General features: G+C 38.3%; 13 protein-coding genes and 1 pseudogene. 5 read left to right on the top strand and 9 right to left on the bottom strand.

Annotation, left to right across the window (positions count from 1 at the left end):
* Positions 1-149: 149 nt before the first annotated feature.
* The 5 genes from SPD89_RS03160 to SPD89_RS03140 all read left to right on the top strand — a co-directional run bounded on the left by SPD89_RS03160 (position 150) and on the right by SPD89_RS03140 (position 5301).
* Complete coding sequence (locus tag SPD89_RS03160; protein ID WP_336260514.1) at positions 150-833, top strand: response regulator transcription factor; 684 nt, start codon at positions 150-152, stop codon at positions 831-833.
* A 114-nt stretch (positions 834-947) separates the two neighbouring features.
* On the top strand, positions 948-1883 hold the full coding sequence (locus SPD89_RS03155; RefSeq protein ID WP_336260513.1) for a sensor histidine kinase: 936 nt from the start codon (positions 948-950) through the stop codon (positions 1881-1883).
* A 382-nt stretch (positions 1884-2265) separates the two neighbouring features.
* Entirely contained in the window at positions 2266-3039 is a 774-nt protein-coding gene (locus SPD89_RS03150) for an ABC transporter ATP-binding protein (RefSeq protein ID WP_336260512.1), read from the top strand.
* A gap of 2 nt (positions 3040-3041) precedes the next feature.
* Positions 3042-4964 carry an ABC transporter permease gene (locus SPD89_RS03145; RefSeq protein WP_336260511.1) on the top strand — a complete coding sequence of 641 codons (1923 nt, stop codon included), beginning with the start codon at positions 3042-3044 and terminating at the stop codon, positions 4962-4964.
* A 16-nt stretch (positions 4965-4980) separates the two neighbouring features.
* Positions 4981-5301 carry a YxeA family protein gene (locus SPD89_RS03140; RefSeq protein WP_336260510.1) on the top strand — a complete coding sequence of 107 codons (321 nt, stop codon included), beginning with the start codon at positions 4981-4983 and terminating at the stop codon, positions 5299-5301.
* A 511-nt stretch (positions 5302-5812) separates the two neighbouring features.
* On the opposite strand, the pseudogene SPD89_RS22845 reads toward SPD89_RS03140, so the two are convergent.
* From SPD89_RS22845 to SPD89_RS03085, 9 genes and pseudogenes are all read right to left on the bottom strand, one after another.
* A pseudogene (locus tag SPD89_RS22845) lies at positions 5813-7121 on the bottom strand (IS91 family transposase).
* 249 nt (positions 7122-7370) lie between these two features.
* On the bottom strand, positions 7371-8720 hold the full coding sequence (locus SPD89_RS03120) for an APC family permease (protein WP_336260507.1): 1350 nt from the start codon (positions 8718-8720) through the stop codon (positions 7371-7373).
* 666 nt (positions 8721-9386) lie between these two features.
* Complete coding sequence (locus tag SPD89_RS03115) at positions 9387-10049, bottom strand: GNAT family N-acetyltransferase (RefSeq protein ID WP_336260506.1); 663 nt, start codon at positions 10047-10049, stop codon at positions 9387-9389.
* Positions 10050-10064: 15 nt separating this feature from the next.
* Positions 10065-11150: a C45 family peptidase gene (locus SPD89_RS03110; protein ID WP_336260505.1), complete on the bottom strand. Its 1086-nt coding sequence runs from the start codon at positions 11148-11150 to the stop codon at positions 10065-10067.
* Between the two features lie 36 nt (positions 11151-11186).
* Positions 11187-12464, bottom strand: a complete 1278-nt coding sequence (locus SPD89_RS03105) for an NAD(P)/FAD-dependent oxidoreductase (RefSeq protein ID WP_336260504.1) — start codon at positions 12462-12464, stop codon at positions 11187-11189.
* A gap of 381 nt (positions 12465-12845) precedes the next feature.
* Entirely contained in the window at positions 12846-13697 is an 852-nt protein-coding gene (locus tag SPD89_RS03100) for an ABC transporter permease (RefSeq protein ID WP_336260503.1), read from the bottom strand.
* Entirely contained in the window at positions 13690-14523 is an 834-nt protein-coding gene (locus tag SPD89_RS03095; protein ID WP_336260502.1) for an ABC transporter permease, read from the bottom strand. Before SPD89_RS03095 ends, SPD89_RS03100 begins: the two co-directional genes overlap by 8 nt.
* Before the next feature lie 1114 nt (positions 14524-15637).
* On the bottom strand, positions 15638-16720 hold the full coding sequence (locus tag SPD89_RS03090; RefSeq protein WP_336260501.1) for an ABC transporter substrate-binding protein: 1083 nt from the start codon (positions 16718-16720) through the stop codon (positions 15638-15640).
* 15 nt (positions 16721-16735) lie between these two features.
* Positions 16736-17827 carry an ABC transporter ATP-binding protein gene (locus SPD89_RS03085; RefSeq protein ID WP_336260500.1) on the bottom strand — a complete coding sequence of 364 codons (1092 nt, stop codon included), beginning with the start codon at positions 17825-17827 and terminating at the stop codon, positions 16736-16738.
* Positions 17828-18062: the final 235 nt, after the last annotated feature.

The following is an 18062-nucleotide window of genomic DNA, read 5'->3' as shown; positions in this document are numbered from 1 at the left end:
TTGGACTGGAAAGCCTTTTTATTTGTGCAACCTTCTCATATTTTCGTTGCAATACTCTCTACTTTTATATTACCATAAACACTAGGTACAATTAATAGCTTTTAATGGTGAAAATTTAAAATAGTCTACGTATAGAAGGAGGGGTCAAAATGAATATGAATATTTTTATTATTGAAGATGACCCCATTCTCTTAGAAACATTAAAAGAAGGATTAAACCAGTGGTCATATAAAGTAAGTAGTCCAAATGATTTTTCTCTTATAATGGAAGACTTTGTTGTGCATCAGCCCCACTTAGTCTTGATTGATATACAGCTTCCTAAATTTGATGGCTTCCATTGGTGTCGAGAAATACGTGCTGTATCCAAGGTGCCCATTATCTTTCTCTCATCAAGAGATCATCCGATGGATATGGTGATGGCAATGAACTTAGGGGCTGACGATTACGTACAAAAACCTTTTCATATGGATGTCCTTCTCGCTAAAATTCAGGCAATTCTTCGCAGAACGTATACGTATGAAGAAGCATCTGTTGATATCATTGAATGGAATCAAGCCATTATTGACTTAAAAAGTGGTGGAATTTATAAGAATGGCATAACTATTGAGCTTACAAAAAATGAATTTTTTATTCTTTCTGTATTAGTCAGATCAAATAACGAAATCGTCTCACGTAATGAACTGATGCAACTGCTTTGGAAGGATGATCAATTTATTAATGACAATACACTTACAGCAAACATCACACGGTTACGACAAAAGCTCTCATCTCTTAACTTAGCCAATGGGATTATAACAAAAAAAGGGCTCGGATATATGGCTATTACACTATAGGAGGGGTCTAAAATATTTATCTCTTATCTCATTTATAAGAAAAGTTGGATTGGCCTAATTGTGATACTCCTTCTACTTACAAACGCTTTAATCCTATTTGATGTGGGGATTCATGTGGAGCCCTATTCAATTATTTATTTAAATGGGTTACTTCTAACGATCTTTGTTGTTTTTTTTGTTTGGAGGTACAAAAAAGAAACCTCTTATTATAAATCTTTACTTGAGCTCTTTGGTGATCTAGACGATGACTGGTTTGAAAGCATCCCTACTCCTGAAAGCCATTTTCCTGACCATATTTTATATTCACTTTTTCAAAACATTTATGAGCAAAATCAAAACAAGCGTCGTGAGGATCACTTCTCTCAACAAATGGAACATAATGATATTACCTCATGGGTTCATGAAATGAAAACGCCTCTTACAGCGATGAAGATAACCATTGATGCTCATCGGTCTAATGAATTAGCTCAAAAGCTTCATACAATTTGGCTAAAGATACATTTACTACTTGACCGACAACTTTATATTTCACGATTACCCACTCTAGACTCAGATCTTCTGCCTGAAAAGCTGGAAGTGGGAATTTTGCTAAAAGAAGAGATTAGGGAGTTGTCAACTTGGTGTATGGAAAAAAATTTAGCCGTTGATATAACGGGAAACACTGCATCTATCGTTTATACGGATAAAAAGTGGTGCGGATTCGTCTTGCGACAGCTTTTAACAAATGCCATTAAGTATAGCCCCACAAGTGGAACAATCGTCATAAATGTGGGTTCAGATGAAAATAAATCTGTTATAGTAAACATTAAAGACGAAGGACCAGGGATTCAAGCGCATGATCTCCCGCGTATATTTGATCGGGGCTTTACGGGGGAAAATGGTCGAGTACAAAACAATGCCACCGGAATAGGGCTTTACCTTGCACAAGAAATAAGCAAGAAGTTACATATCCAACTTGATGTTTCTTCAGTCGTTGGCAAAGGCACATCGCTGGTAATGATCTTTACTAGTACCAATTCATTTGAACAAATTAGACAATCATTGTTATAAATTGAACTATAACGAAGTAGTTGGGATCTATTCATGACATGACAGCCTTTTATTTGAAAGATAAGAGAAACCATAAAGTTTTTCATGATTTCATTAATATTGAAGAATAGCCATATCCTGCTCCAATCACAAAAACTAGGAAATTTCATGTCACGCCCTACGATAAGTCATGACAAGTCAACGTTGACTACTTCCGTCGTCCCGTTTCCTTTATCTCAGTTGAGTCACTCCAATCTCTACGTATTAAAAAAGCGTTTTGCACTTTTCATTCTTTAAGTGACAAAAATATCACATTCAACGCTATTTTATCATCTTAAGCGTGCGACATAGAGTCAATAAAGAACTAAACTGTATCTATATCAACTTGATTGGAGTGTACGAGATGACAATTCAACAGACAGCTAATACTGTTTTAAGCGCTGAAGGAGTACGTAAATCCTATGGTTCAAAGGGAAATGCTCAACAAGTCTTAAATGGAATCGACCTTCGTGTGTTTGAAGGTGAATTTGTGGGTATCATGGGGCCTTCAGGCTCAGGTAAAACAACGCTTCTTAATACGTTAGCTACAATTGATCGTGCCACAGATGGCAACATTGTTATAAATGGGAACGAGATTTCTAACCTGAAAGATAACCAACTTTCAAACATTCGCCGCCGGCATCTAGGCTTTATTTTTCAGGACTACAACTTACTTGATACGTTGACGGTGAAAGAAAACATTTTGTTACCTGTTTCGTTAACAAAAATAAGCACAGCTCAGGCTGAAACAGAGTTTAATACCATCGCAGAGATATTAGGAATTAAGGAGTTAGCGAATAAGTACCCTTCTGAAATTTCAGGTGGTCAAAAGCAAAGAACTTCTGCAGCACGAGCGTTAATTCATTCGCCTTCACTAGTATTTGCTGATGAGCCTACCGGAGCCCTTGATTCAAAAGCTGCCTCTAATTTATTAGAGAATTTACATGAGATCAACCAAACACGACAAGTTACTATTGTAATGGTTACTCATGACCCGCTGGCCTCTAGCTATTGTAATCGTGTTGTCTTTCTGAAGGACGGAACCATTTTTTCTGAATTGTACCGAGGAGAGAAAACAAGAGAATCCTTCTTTAAGGACATTCTTGATATGCAAGCTGTTCTTGGAGGAGGCAATTAGCAATGACCACACAAAAATTAGTGATTCGCAGCATGCGAAAAAACATCAAAATGTATTATCTCTATTTTTTCGCAATGATCTTTAGCATAAGTTTGTATTTTATCTTTTCTACCTTACAAAATGACCAAGCCATTGTTAATATATCTGAAGATAGCATAAATTTCGCAACGGCATTTCAAGTCGCCGGAATATTACTCATTTTCATTACCATTGTGTTTACGATGTATGCTACGAACATCTTTATTAGAAGACGCAGTCAAGAAATCGGATTGTATCAGTTAATTGGGTTGTCTAAAGCTTGGGTTGCTAGGGTGCTGATTGCGGAACATTCTATTCTTGGTCTAGGAGCTTTACTTATCGGAATGATAGTTGGAGTTTTGTTCTCGCGACTCTTTCTTTTACTGTTTATAAAACTTATAGACCTTGAAGTTATGGTGGGCTTAACCTTCTCCACCCAAGCAGTTATCCAAACAATTGCTGTTTTTATTTGCTTAATTGCTATCACTTCCTTACAAATTATATTGACGGTTTATCGCAGTACACTCCTTCAATTGTTTCAAGCAAATAATAAAAATGATCACTTTGTCAAACAACCAAGTATTGTTTCAGGTATTTTAGGGCTAACAGGGTTAAGCCTTATAGGGTTTGGCTATTATGTTTCTACCTTGATTGTAGTCCATGCAGATTTGCTACTGTATCTTATGTTATTAGTTCTCGCCAGTACCATAACAGGAACCTATTTATTTTTCCGTACAACAATAAGCTGGATATTATATGTTTTTCGAAAAAGGAAAAATGGCAATCTTGGCTTGTATAATAGCTTGTCGGTAGCACCATTAATGCACAGTATGAAAGGTCATGCTAATTCGTTAACCTTAATTACTACATTGTCTGCTATGGCGATTACGATGATTTCACTTTCATATTCCTTATATTATTCAACCGAAGACGATACGAGATTGGCGATGCCTTTTGATTTTGCAGTGGAAAATATGCAGGAGGAAGCCGCTATTATATCAAGTAGATTGGAAGAGGAGCAGATAGAATTCGATTATCATCAACTAGATGCCATACGATTTGATGGCACATGGGTGGAGAAGAATCCAAATATAGACAACCGTCACAGCACGTTTATGGTTTTCTCAGCAGAGCAGATGGCGAAGGCTGGATTAGATGTTGAGCCCCCCCAAGATGATGAAGCGATCTATTATAATTCGCGAACCGTTATAGAAGGAAGGGAGATTTCATTTCCGAAAGACGTGCAGTATGCAGCAAACGATGCAGAAAATCAATTAACTGTCTCCAAGTTTAAACTTGAAAATGTGATGAATTACCTATTCTATGGCGAACAATTACTTGTTTCGGAAGAAACCTTCGAGAGAATGAGAGACAACATCCAGGAGGATGAACACACAGAATTTTTGACCTTTGAGACATTTCAGTTGTTGGATACGGAGAAATCAGATACTGCATCTGACATCTTTCAAACGAATGTGGACAGCGACGAGTATATCTCTGACTTTTATTCCACATACAAAGGATCGTTTCAAGCCTTCGGGTTGCTCATTTTCATCGCTGGCTTTTTAGGCTTTGTGTTTCTCCTTTCAACGGGAAGTATTTTGTACTTTAAACAAATGACAGAGGCTGAGCAAGAAAAAAACCATTATCGGACACTGCGACAACTCGGTTTTCAAGTAAACGATATAATGAAAGGCATCATCCGTAAACAGCTCTTTGTTTATTTAATTCCTCTGGGAATTGGGTTAATTCACGCTGCTTTTGCTCTTAATGTAGGTTCTGTTCTCATGGCCGCAAGTATGCTCACCCCAATTATAATTAGTATGGCGGCTTATATTGTTATCTATTTGATGTTTACCGTGGTTACCATTCGGTATTACAAAAGCATCGTAACAAATGCTTTATAGAAAGGAAAAATATTGTATGAAAAAAATTCTTATCTCATGTCTCGTTCTAATTATTACAATTGCAAGTCTATACTTCTTCTTTCAAGAGATATTTGATCGTTTTAATCCATTGATTGATGAAGAATATGTCTATGTGGAGATTCAAGATGAAGATGAACCTATAGATGATGACGGAAGGTTTAAGTATGATCTAGAAGGGATTAACAAAAACAATAAAACAAAACAAGTGGTATTTAGCTCCAGCACGAGGCTCGAACCAGGCACATTCATAAGAGTGCTCGCGAAAGGAGCGTACTCAATAGAATACGAGTTTATAAATGAGGATGAAATGCCATAGAATAAAACTAGTTAGGTGTAATAAAAAGACCTTTTTGTGCTGAAACACTTGAGTTATTAGCCATAACCACACAAGTAGAGGAACTCAGATTCTAGTCATCAAGATAAATAAGTAAAAGCAAATTTCCAATAAATGATATGTTCGGTTTTAAAGTAAAACATAAGTCACAAGCGTATAATAAAAGCTAATTTGTATTTAGAATAAAAGATAAGAATGGATCTATGTCAAGAAATTGGACACTAGAAATGGTGAATTTTTTAAAATTCCTACCGCGCTACGCTTGCTCCCCTCTGTGTTTAGAAAAACCGGGCAAAAGACGGCCCGGTCCTTTCTCTCTCTCCATGACTAGAGAATATCCGATAATTTGTATTCCTGTCCATGTACTCCTTTGTAATACTCTGGATACATTTCTTCTCCGCATTGTTCACAGCTGAATCTTGGTGGGGTCGTAGGATCTCCTCCATCCATTAAATCAAAGTCCCTAACAACGTCATAAGGAATTTTTTCCACTTCATGACACATTAAACAATGATAATTGATCATTGTTTTTTTGGGTTTTAGATGATCGGTTCCTATTTTCTTTTTATTCCTCTTTCGTTTGTTTTGGCTCCGGGGTTTCTTCGAGATAAGCAATCACCCTTTTCATATAATTTCTTGCTTCAACGGTTAATGCCACTTTTATTTCCAATCTGCCATCTTCAGGACAGACTTCTCCCATGTACTCATAATTATTGTCGCAGTGCGGGCATATCATGGGATCTTTTTGACCACTAGAAATAACACGCTCTCTCCAGGTTTGGCGGCGTAATGTTTTCTTTACTTTCAGTATCCAACGTTTTCTTCCTTGTTGCCATGCAGTTAGCATTTTTTTGCTTAAGCTTTTACTTCTTCTCGAATACATGCCATAATAACGAATCGTTTTGAATTGTTCATCCGGAATATGACGGATTAAACGATAATAAACTCTTCTACCATCAGCGTTTCACGCTTCTCTTGCTTATCTTTTTATCAATATACTTGTATGTGACATATTGTCCATCATATGCCTCAACTCGATTGATTCCAATCGCCGGTCGACGCATATAACGACCAATGTAGCGTAATTGATCCTTTATTTTTCCTCTTTGTTTTGGGGCATACACATAGAAGCCTTCTCCATTTTCGGAAAAAGCCTTTTGTAAGCGAGGCTGAACCTGTTTCTTTTCTTTATTGGACAGGTTTTTTCGGATTAACTTTAATACAACGGTCTGCCACTGCTTCCTGAGCATTTGAAAAGGGATAAAATCATATCCTTTCCATTCTCCCTTTTTTGTTATTCCTCCCATTGTCACCAACATATGTACATGCGGATTAAAGTTCACTCTTGAACCAAATGTATGTAAACCAGCTATGATACCTGGTTTTACCTTTGCTTTCTTTCCAAAGTAATCTGAAATTAGTTTGGCGGCCTCATCCATCAAAGGTTTTAAGAGATGACGATGCAACAAAAATATTTCGCGTAACCCTTCATCAATCGTAAATATAATATGTCGATGGTTCACCTGTAACACATCTTCCGTTAATAAACGGCTCCATTCTTCACTCTCACCAAGTGAACATGTTGTGCAAAAGCGACCTTTACATCGGTAAGGAACTTTTCGAACATCATGGCAGCCTTCGCAAACAAAGAGTTTAAATCCATTTTTTGGATTTCCGCAGTCACGAAACTTCTAAACCTCCTTGATGACTACTGGACGGATTCTAGCTCCATATTTCTTTTTAAATGACTCCCAATGTTGATTGTTATCAAAGAAGATTTGTTTTAATATGTTTTTCTCCATATATTAAAAATACCACAGTGACACACACTATGGTAGACCCAAATTTTATACTTTCTTATCTTTTTAGAAAACTTGACATTAGCCAAGCCTTAATGGCGAGTGCCTTAGATACACTTATGCAGGCTGTCCTACCTTTTCATTGCCAACGACAGTATCAATTTGTACGACATCCTGAATCGTTTTTATTAACTCGGATTTATTTCCTTCTATAGTTGCAAATTTTTCCCTAACTTGAATGTCTCCTTAAAATTATGCAATTTCGTCCATCTCTGATTCTTCAAATGTACCCAATTTTTTCTTGAAAAACTTTGTCAAATACAACATGTAGATAACTCCAACGACAACCCAAGTGAGTCCGCCAATAAATGCATCTGCATGTAAGTGGTACCAGAGAATTCCGGTGAACGCTGCACCTAAAATTGGCATTACTAAGTAGTCTAAGATATCCTTGCCAGTTTTATAGCGCTTTTTCCTCACGACAAAATAGGAAATAACAGAGAGATTAACAAACGTAAACGCAATCAGTGCACCAAAATTAATTACGGAAGCAATTAATTCGAGATCTGGGCCAATCGCAAGCAACGAGACTACTCCTGTTAATACAACTGTAAAAACTGGGGTTCGGAATTTCGGATGAACATACCCAAATGCCCGCTTCGGCAACACCCCATTTCGTCCCATTACGTACAACAAGCGCGAAACACTCGCATGAGATGCAAGTCCTGAAGCGACGGTTGCCGCAAAAGCTCCAGCCAGGAAAATGAGCTGGAAAACTTGCCCTCCTACATATAATCCGATTTCAGGTAATGTATCATCTAACAAACTAAACACGCCAAGATCCGGGAATAATGTTTGTGTAAAATAAGCAGCGATAAAAAAGATAGTTCCACCAAGAATAACCGTAACCAAAATCGCTCGTGGCACAGTATTTGCATCTTTTGCTTCTTCCGTATACATTGTGATCGCATCGAACCCAATGAAGGAAAATGCTACCACGGTTGCGGCAGTGAAGACAGCAATCATTTCCACATCTTGATGCCATAATGGTTTAATCGTAAATAACGTTCCTTCCCCCATACCATTGTAAAGTTGGAAAGAAGCCATGACGATAAAAATCGCAACTAGTGCAACGGTGAAAACGACGAGAATCAAATTTAAACCTGAAGTAGAGCGCATACTGTACACGTTTATCGCAGTGACAATCGCGACATAAATGACTACCCAGACCCAACCAGGTACTTCTGGAAATAAAGATCCCATATAAATACGTATAATTAGTGCGTTAACCATCGGCAATAATAAATAATCTAGTAAAGACGCCCAACCTACGAGAAATCCAACATGTTCCCCCATCGTTCGCCTTGTATATGTATAGGCGGAACCTGCATCCGGAAAAACGCGCACCATTTTTCCATAACTGATTGCAGTAAAAATCATCACGATTAACCCGACAAGGTAAGCGAGCGGTACAACCCCGTTCGAAATTCGCGAAACAATTCCAAACGTATCAAACACAACGGTTGGCGTCATATACCCCAAACCTAGTGCAACAATTGCCCAAACTCCCAAACTTCTTTTGAGTGATGTTTTCTGACCCATATTTTTCCCCCAAATCGTTTTAGTTTTTTATTTAGGATTAAGCTATGCAATCGCTTACAATATACCTAACGAAATAAACAGAATTAGATATGGCTTCCCCCCTATCGTAACCGTTTTCAAATTTTCTCTTCATGTAATTCTCTTCCAACTATTTCACTTGCAAGATATATGCCAACAAAAACAGGGATATCCCTTTGCAAAGGCTGTACATCCCTGTTTCTTTTAGAAAACTTGGCATACGTTAAAGAAAACTTGCCCTCATCACTAGGGGTATGCCGACATTAGGCGCAAAGCCTGTTCTTAGTCGACCATCCTCAGAGCCATAATGGCGAAAGACAGAGGTGATGTTGCACTTATGCTCTAGAGTGCAAGCCTTTTACGGCGAGAACGAAAGTAGCACTTACGAGCACAAATTTTTACGATGGGACGAGCGAATGCGCAGTCCCAGGACGTGCTAGTACTGGCGTTGCGGCAGGATGTCGCGTTCTTAGCCAGTGAGCGAGTCAAGAAAGGATTTATACTTTTGTATGGAAACAAACCTTTTTCATGATAGATGGTGGCTTCCGCGAATGCGGGATCATGCTGTCTTACTGTTAAAACCATTACGCATGATTTCATTCCGATCTGCATACATTATTCCAATTTGCATAAATCTTCCATCAGAAGTTACAATTTATTTTTATTCTCACGACGATAATCAGGATTATCCCATTCCATAATCGTTGCGTATTCCAATGAGGCTTCATCACCAATCAAATAATTCGCTTTAACAGTCCTGATTTTAAACCCGTTCGCCAATTGAAAACAAATTACAGGGTCAAAGATGTCACCCTTTTCCACTTGTCTCACATATTCTTCCGCCGTCAATGTATCGGCATATTTATGGTAATTCGGAATACGACCACCAATAATAATACTCTCTAAATTCAATCGTTTACATAAATTTCTCCGCTCCTCATACAAACGGCGACCGATTTTTAAATTGCGGTAATCCGGATGAACGACGACATCAATTCCATACAGATTTCGGCCCTCCGGATTATGGTTTGTAATATAATTATTCCCGGAAATTTCTTCAAACGAATGATCGTGTCCATATTCATCATAGTTGACAATGACACTTGAACTGGCTCCAATAATTTTTCCATCATATGCTACACAAACTTGCCCTTCTGGAAAAATTTCAATATGACTTTCATAATGTTTTTTCTCAAAGGCAATATTAGGATTCCCAAAAGCAGCTTGAGCAACTTTAACCACTTCTTCAATATCATCTTTTTCTATCTTGCGAATTATCAATTTTTCCTCTAACCAATCAACGGCTGACACGTTCATCCTTCCTTTCTATTCAATTTCAGTATACTCTCCTTCAGAAGGTTTCCCAATACATAGGTACGTTTTTCGTTTTGACAAATTCATAATGATCGAAAAAACTGTCTCCATCCGTCGGTGTTCAGGAGTATTTTCATTCGAAAAATGATTAATTGCTTCTGGTGCATTAAATTCATCTTTTAGCCACTCTTTATACGTTTCTTCGGTAATATTTTCTTGTTCGTGTTTCGCGATATTTATCAACTGTTTCGCACGATTATAGCGCATCATGGAACCATCGTAAATAAATTCATTCATATCCGTTAAATTTTCTTTAAGCAGCTCTGACTTTATATGGTTCGTATGAACGAAAGAGCCATCTGTCCCACCGACAAGATCAATTCCAAATGGAGAAACTTCCGCATTTACCGCCATTCCACTGCCATCCTTATCTGCTTTTCCAATCACAAAACTTGCTGTCGCCGCAATTTGCCCATCTTTTAATTTTGAAATTGCTTCTGGTAATGTATGGGAATTTAAGACAGCACGCAACCCTAAATGAATCGGAACATCATTTGACTTTTTGTCTGTTAAAAGCGCATTGAAACACAGTCCTAACCCTTCTGAATTAAACCCAATTTTACCGATGATCCCGCCTTCTGTAACGATCGTGACAGCTGGCTTACTTTTCTGCTCAATTTCCATAAGAAGCAAGCTTTTCTGTTGCTGTCCTTTCCAATCCCAATTCTGTCCAATAATGATGTCTCTACTAACTGGTGGAAATGTCGCAATTGCTGTACACCCATCGGAAAACCCACGCCCGCCGTAACTTCCTAGCGCAATTTCACTACGAGCATTTAACGCTAAAATATCTTCAAAATCCACTCCCGCCCCTTCGGCAACTCCTTCCATTTCTTCGATCAGTTCAGCATCGTACTTTTCAATCGCATCGACATGTAATAATGCCCGTTCTCTCGCTTGTTTCCAATCAATGAATTGATAGCCATGAAAAAGCTCTTCATATGTTTTTAAACTATATAAAACTTGCTGTTTTCCTTGCTCCCCATGTTGCTTACCGATTTCTTTAGGGGAGCCTTTACATGTTAATTTTTGAATCATCTTATCCTTTCATCCCTTTCTTTTCATATGCGTTCTCTATGAGACGATATCCTGAAACTTTTTATAAAATTTAATCAACCCAACTGCTTTTGCATGCTGGCTATGAAATGGAATTGGCTTTAGTTTTTCAACTTTTAATGGATTATTCATTTCCCCATCATTCAAAATTGCATGTGCGATTACTTTTCCTAACATCGAAGCCATTGCCGCACCATGCCCGCCATACCCAAAAGCAAAATATGTACCATCTTCCAATTGCCCAATATATGGCAGCATCTCCTTTGTAAATCCTACTTTGCCACCCCAACGATAATCAATTGCTGCATCTCTAAGCTGTGGGAAAACGTTGAGCATTCCCATATGTAACGCTTCGTACATCCGGTTTAGTCCACGCATGCTCGCTGCTCGACCAGACCCCCCAAAGGCCATACGGTTATCGTTTGTTCTCCGAAAATAATACAATAGATTTTTAGAATCAGAAACAGCTCGATTGTTTGGAATTAATTCCTCCATCAAGTCTTCTGTCAGGGCTTCTGTAGAAATCATAATACTTTCTACCGGGATGACCGCTCGTTTAATCGTTTGATGTAAATCACCAGCATAAGCATTCGTCACGATAACGATTTCCTCGGCAACAACCCGCCCGTTCGGAGTATGAACGACGACTTTTTTATTTTTCCTCTCTACCTGCACTGCCTCTGTGTTTTCAAAAATCTTTGCCCCACGTTCAGCAGTCGCTTCAGCCACACCAAGTGCATAATTTAATGGGTGGAAATGTGCACTTTTTTTATCGACACGACCACCATAATAAAAATCAGTCTGTAACTCTGTTTTCAGAGCGTCTTTTTCAATGATAGTTATCTCTTCATAACTAAGTTTCTCTGCCATGAATTCCTGTTCCTTTTTCATTCCTTCCAGATGTGAAGGTTTATATGCAGCATAAAAATCTCCATTTCTAGTAAAATCACATTTAATGTTATGTGTATCAATAATATTTTCGATTAAATCAATCGCTTCTATCGATAGTTTCCACATCTCTTTAGCGATTTCAATTCCGAATTTTTCCGCCCATTCTTGCATGGTGCCAAGATAACCTGTAAGCACTTCTCCGCCATTCCGGCCACTAGCACCACTACCTACTCTACCCTTTTCAAGAACGACCGTTTGACAGTTTTTTTCTTGTAAATGATAAGAAGTAGATAGACCTGAATAGCCACCCCCAATAATGACGACATCACATTCAATTTCTCCCTCAAGCGCCGGATGATCAATTCGTTCATTTGCTGTCGCTTCCCACATGGATAAAAAATCCATTTTTTCACCTTCTATTAAAGTAATAAGAGGATAATTTACTATAGAGGTTGTTCAAAAAGTTCGGTAAAAATGACATGCCCTTCAAAAGGGGTAAACCGTCGTTGGGCCTGGAGCCCGTTATTAGTCGACATTCCTTTGAAAAGCTCGTTGGCTTGCTTTTTTTAGTTCCTCACGTATTAACTGCATACGTTCCGGTATGGGAAGCTACGCCGCGCCTTGAACTTTCGTTGTACAGGACGTACTAGTGTCGATGGCATCACAGGACGTGACGTTTGTCATCGACCGACGACGCACAGGACGTGCTAGTGTCGATGGCGCCCGCACAGGACGTTTCGACCTTAGCCGACTTAGTCCTTTTTATCCTCCTTTTTGAACACGCACCTATAGTAATAGATTCCGATCCTCTGATGATGTAAATTTCATAAATAAGTAAATTGCAATTAACACAAGAAGAGTAAGTAATAAGGATAAGGCTGATCCTAATTGCCAGTTCATCTCAACGATAAAGGCATCTCTGATAATGTTACCTAACATGAGTAATTTTCCACCGGTCAATAAATCTGTAATAACAAATACACTTAGTGCTGGAATGAATGTAAGGAAAATCCCCGCAAAAATACCTGGTGCCGTCAATGGCAAGGTGATTTTTATGAAGGCTCTTACCGGGCTCGCACCGAGATCTTCTGCCGCTTCTAAATATGAATGATCCAATTGTTCGATGGAAGCATAAATCGGTAACACCATAAATGGTAAAAATCCATAGACAATTCCAATCACAACTGCATACGGCGTATAAAGCATCGCAAGTGGCTCAGAAATGATTCCTATTGATAGCAATAAATTGTTAATAACTCCTTGAGAATTCAATAACACAATCCATGCATAAATAAGAATTAAAAAATTCGTCCAAAAAGGTACCATGACTAATAATAGGAGTATATTTTTCCACTTGCCAGCATGTGCAATAAAATAGGCGAAGGGGTAAGCAATAAGTAAGCAGATTATTGTTCCAATTCCTGCCCAAAGTAATGAATTCCAAATTACTCTTGCATATGTCGTACTAAATGCTAATCGATATGCTTCTGTACTGAATTCATACAAAATGCCACCGAATCCCAAGTTCGTTGTAAAGCTAATTACCATGATTAGCCCTAGTGGTATGAGTAAAAAGAGTAGTAGCCAAATGAGCGTTGGTGTAAGCATCGTATAGGCCAGTCGTATGTTTCTAATCATTTGTTGCACTCTCCTTCCTTCTCATGGTTAGACCCCAAACGAGAATAGCAAGCATAATTAATACAATCAATATCGTAGATAGCGCATTAATTTCAGGGGAAACACCATGTCTAACCATCGAGTAAATCAGTACTGGAAGTGTACTTGAGCTTGGACCGGATGTGAAAAATGCTACTTCAAATTCATCCAATGACATCGTAAAGACAATTAACGCACCAGCCAGAACACCTGGAAAAATGAGTGGAAAGGTTACACGCCAAAAGGTCTGCCATTCATTGGCACCCAAGTCTTTTGCTGCTTCTTCAAGTGACCTGTCAAAGCCAGCCATGCGCGCCAAAACGACTAAGGCAACAAAAGAGATTCCCCATACGACATGACCCGGTATTACTGTAAATAAACCTAAATTAATTTTAAGGATTCCATAAATAGATAGTAGTGCAATTCCAATCACGATATCCGGAATAATCACAGGGATCATTAAAATAAAGTCGACCGCTTTTTTCCCAATAAAAATATATCGATGTAAAACAAGTGCTGCCAACGTCCCACAAATAACCGACAGCACCGTTGTTACAGTGGCAACAAATAAGCTATTGAGTAATGCCTCGATGATCTGGGAGTTATTAAATAGTTTTATATACCAATCGAATGTAAATCCGGTCCATACAGTTCCAAGTTTTGAATCATTAAATGAAAAGACCATTAAAACGATGATTGGTATATATAGAAATGCAAAAACAACCAAGCTATAAGCAGATAAAATTTTCTTCGTTCTCTCTCTCATGTCAACACCTATTTCCCCTTTTAGTTTTTGGCTATTTTCCATAAAATTAAGACTGCACCTCCATTCGCCCCACCGAAAAGACCTGATGTCTTTGAAACATAATCCATAAACTGTGACATTAGGCTCTGCTTATTAATAAATCGATACGGCTCGACTCGACATCATGGATAAAGACTCGCCGTTTTCCATGACTCTTATCCAAAACGGGCACGATTAAGACCGAAACATGACCGTTTTCCATGACTCTTACTCAAAACGGGCACGATTAAGATCAAAACATGACCGTTTTCCATGACTCTTACTCAAAACGGGCACGATTAAGACCGAAACATGACCGTTTTCCATGACTCTTACTCAAAACGGGCACGATTAAGACCGAAACATGACCGTTTTCCATGACTCTTACTCAAAACGGGCACGATTAAGTGCGAAACTTGCCCGTTTTCCATGATCTCCAACCTAAACGGGCACGATTAAGTGCGAAACTTGCCCGTTTTCCATGACTCTTACTCAAAACGGGCACGATTAAGACCGAAACATGCCCGTTTTCCATGACTCTTACTCAAAACGGGCACGATTAAGACCGAAACATGCCCGTTTTCCATGATCCCCAACCTAAACGGGCACGATTAAGATCAAAACATGCCCGTTTTCCATGACTCTTACCCAAAACGGGCACGATTAAGAGCGAAACTTGCCCGTTTTCCATGACCCCCACCCTAAACGGGCACGATTAAGGGCGAAACATGCCCGGTTTCCATGACTCCTACCCAAAATGGTCACGATTAAGAGCGAAACATGCCCGTTTTCCATGACCCCCACCTAAAACGGGCACGATTAAGAGCGAAACTACCCATCTTGCAGATCGACTCGACATGTTGGAAAAAGACTCGACGTCATGCAGATCGACTCGACATCTTAGATCTGGACTCTGCATGTTGTTAATCGGCTCACATTCCGGAGCGGAGGTAGAGTCACTTTTCCCCAACGGTGATAAATCGTTACGTCACAGTATACTTCAACTGCGAAAATCAAAAGCAACAAAACTTATGAAAAGAGCCTAGTTTGTTAAGGTAACGAATCCTAGCTGCTTATAATTTTAAAGTGATAACGGAGAATAAAAGGCTATCTTTAATTTTTGAAAGCTTTTATTTTTCTAATGACCTCCTGCAACTTTAGCTTCTTGAATGACTTTGTTAACAACTTGCGTTCTCTCCGGATCTAGTACAACAGCCCATTCTGATTTTTCAATTTGCTCTTGCGGGAGCGAAATGCCAGGAATTTTTGCATGATCTTCATCTAAAAGTTCAACAGCCGCTGTATTTGGATTGCCATAAGGAAACTCTTCAGACAAAAGTTTGCTTACTTCTGGTCGCAACATATAATTAATGAAAGCTTCGGCAGTTGCCTGGTTTTGTGCAGTGGATGGAATTACCATATTATCTGTCCATCTAATCCCGCCTTCTTCTGGTAAAACAAAATCAATGTCTTCATTTTCTAAATAAGCAACACCCGCTTCACCTGAATACCCATAACCAATCCACGCTTCGCCACTTACCAACTCTGCTATTGGCGTTTCAGAGAACAATAAAATATTTGGAACAAGTTCTTTAAACTTCTCCCCACCTTCTTCGATTTGTTCAACCGTTGGATCATTGATGTCATTTCCTAAATACTGCTGTAACATATCATTAATCTCATCTGCAGCCTCCATGACAACGACATGTCCTTTATATTCTGGATTCCATAAATCTCCCCAACTTGTAGGCGGTTCATTTATTTTTGACTTATTATAAAAGATCCCATCAAATCCATACATATACGTAACCGAATATTCATTATCCGGATCAGAGTCTAGACTTTTCCATTCATCTGCGATATGTTCAAAGTTTGGAATATTATCGAAGTTTATTTTGTTTAGTAATCCTTCTTCTTTCGTGACTTTAACGTAAAAGTCAGAAGGTACTGCAAGATCATAAGCAACTGTGCCACTTTTAATTTTCGCTAACATCTCTTGGTTCGATGAAAATGTAGTATAGACAACTTCTACGCCGAATTCTTCTTCAAACCCTTCTATAATTTCATCTGGCATGTATTCACTCCAGTTAAAAATGATTAGTTCATCGCTTAAATCATCGACCCCTGACTCCTTTCCATCCGCTTGTTTCGAGTTCGAACACGCCACTAATCCGAGTATTAACACCATTCCAAAAATAGTAACTGCAAGACTCCTTCTCATAAACTCAGCCCCTTTTTATTGAACTATAGCTTGTTGTTCATTTTCTCCTTGATATACGAGGCAATCTTCTTTATTCCAAGTTACATATCTTTTTGTATTTTCTTTAATATCTGAACCATTTGTACTTTGAATAAGTAGCTTTTGCCCATCTGCTAGTTCAGTAACTACTTTCGTTAATGAACCGATGTAAATCAACTCTTTTACCGTCACTTCAAATTTCATACCTTCATTTGTTTCCGTACAAAATGAAATATTTTCCGGTCTGATGGACACTTGAACCTCTTGCCCTGTCTGTAACGATCCATCATTTTTTGCAAGTAACGTTTCATTCCCTAATTGAACTTTTACATCGTCATTATCACTATTCGTTACAACACCTTCTAAAATATTTGTATCACCAATAAAATTAGCAACAAACAATGTTTTAGGAGTTTCATATATTTTATGAGGAATATCCGCCTGTTCAATTTTCCCATTATTCATGACGACAATTCTGTCGGACATTGTCAGTGCTTCTTCTTGGTCATGTGTGACATAAATAAATGTAATTCCGAGGGTTTGTTGCAAATGCTTGAGCTCCAGTTGCATTTGTTTACGGAGCTTTAAATCGAGTGCTCCGAGCGGTTCGTCTAGCAATAAGACTTGAGGATTATTAACGACGGCTCGTGCAATAGCAATTCTTTGTTGCTGACCACCACTGAGTTGCTCTGGCTTTCGGGTCTTATGGCTTTCTAATTGAACAAGTTTTAAAACTTTCATTACTCTTTCATTGATCTCATTTTTCTTGATTTTCTTCATTTTCAAACCGAATGCAATATTATCAAATACATTCATATGGGGAAACAAGGAATAATTTTGAAATACTGTATTCACTTCACGATTGTATGGTTCGACATTATTTACCTTTTTATCACTGATCCAGACATTTCCTGTGGTCGGTTGTTCAAACCCTGCAATCATTCTTAGCGTTGTCGTCTTTCCACACCCGGAAGGACCTAATAATGTTAAAAATTCCCCAGTCTTAATATCAAGACTGACATCATTGACTGCATGCATATCTCCAAAACTTTTCGTAATATTTTCTAAACGTACAATTGTTTCTGCCACCTTAAATCCCCCTGTCCCTTAGTTAATGTCAAAGTAATCATATAGATTTTTGTAAGCGTAATCATTTTTAAAGGGAAATACTTGTAAGTTTATAATCGACTACTTATTATAACTTTTACTACATTAAAATCATTCGTTCAATTGTTTTGAAAACTTAGCTTATCGCCTAGTTATGTCGAATGCCTTAGTTGCACTTATGCAGATAAGGAAGTTTTATACTTTTGTATGAAAACAA

Source organism: Pseudogracilibacillus sp. SO30301A (assembly GCF_037072025.1).
GTDB lineage: Bacteria > Bacillota > Bacilli > Bacillales > Amphibacillaceae > Pseudogracilibacillus.
This window is presented reverse-complemented; position numbering and strand designations above follow the sequence as displayed.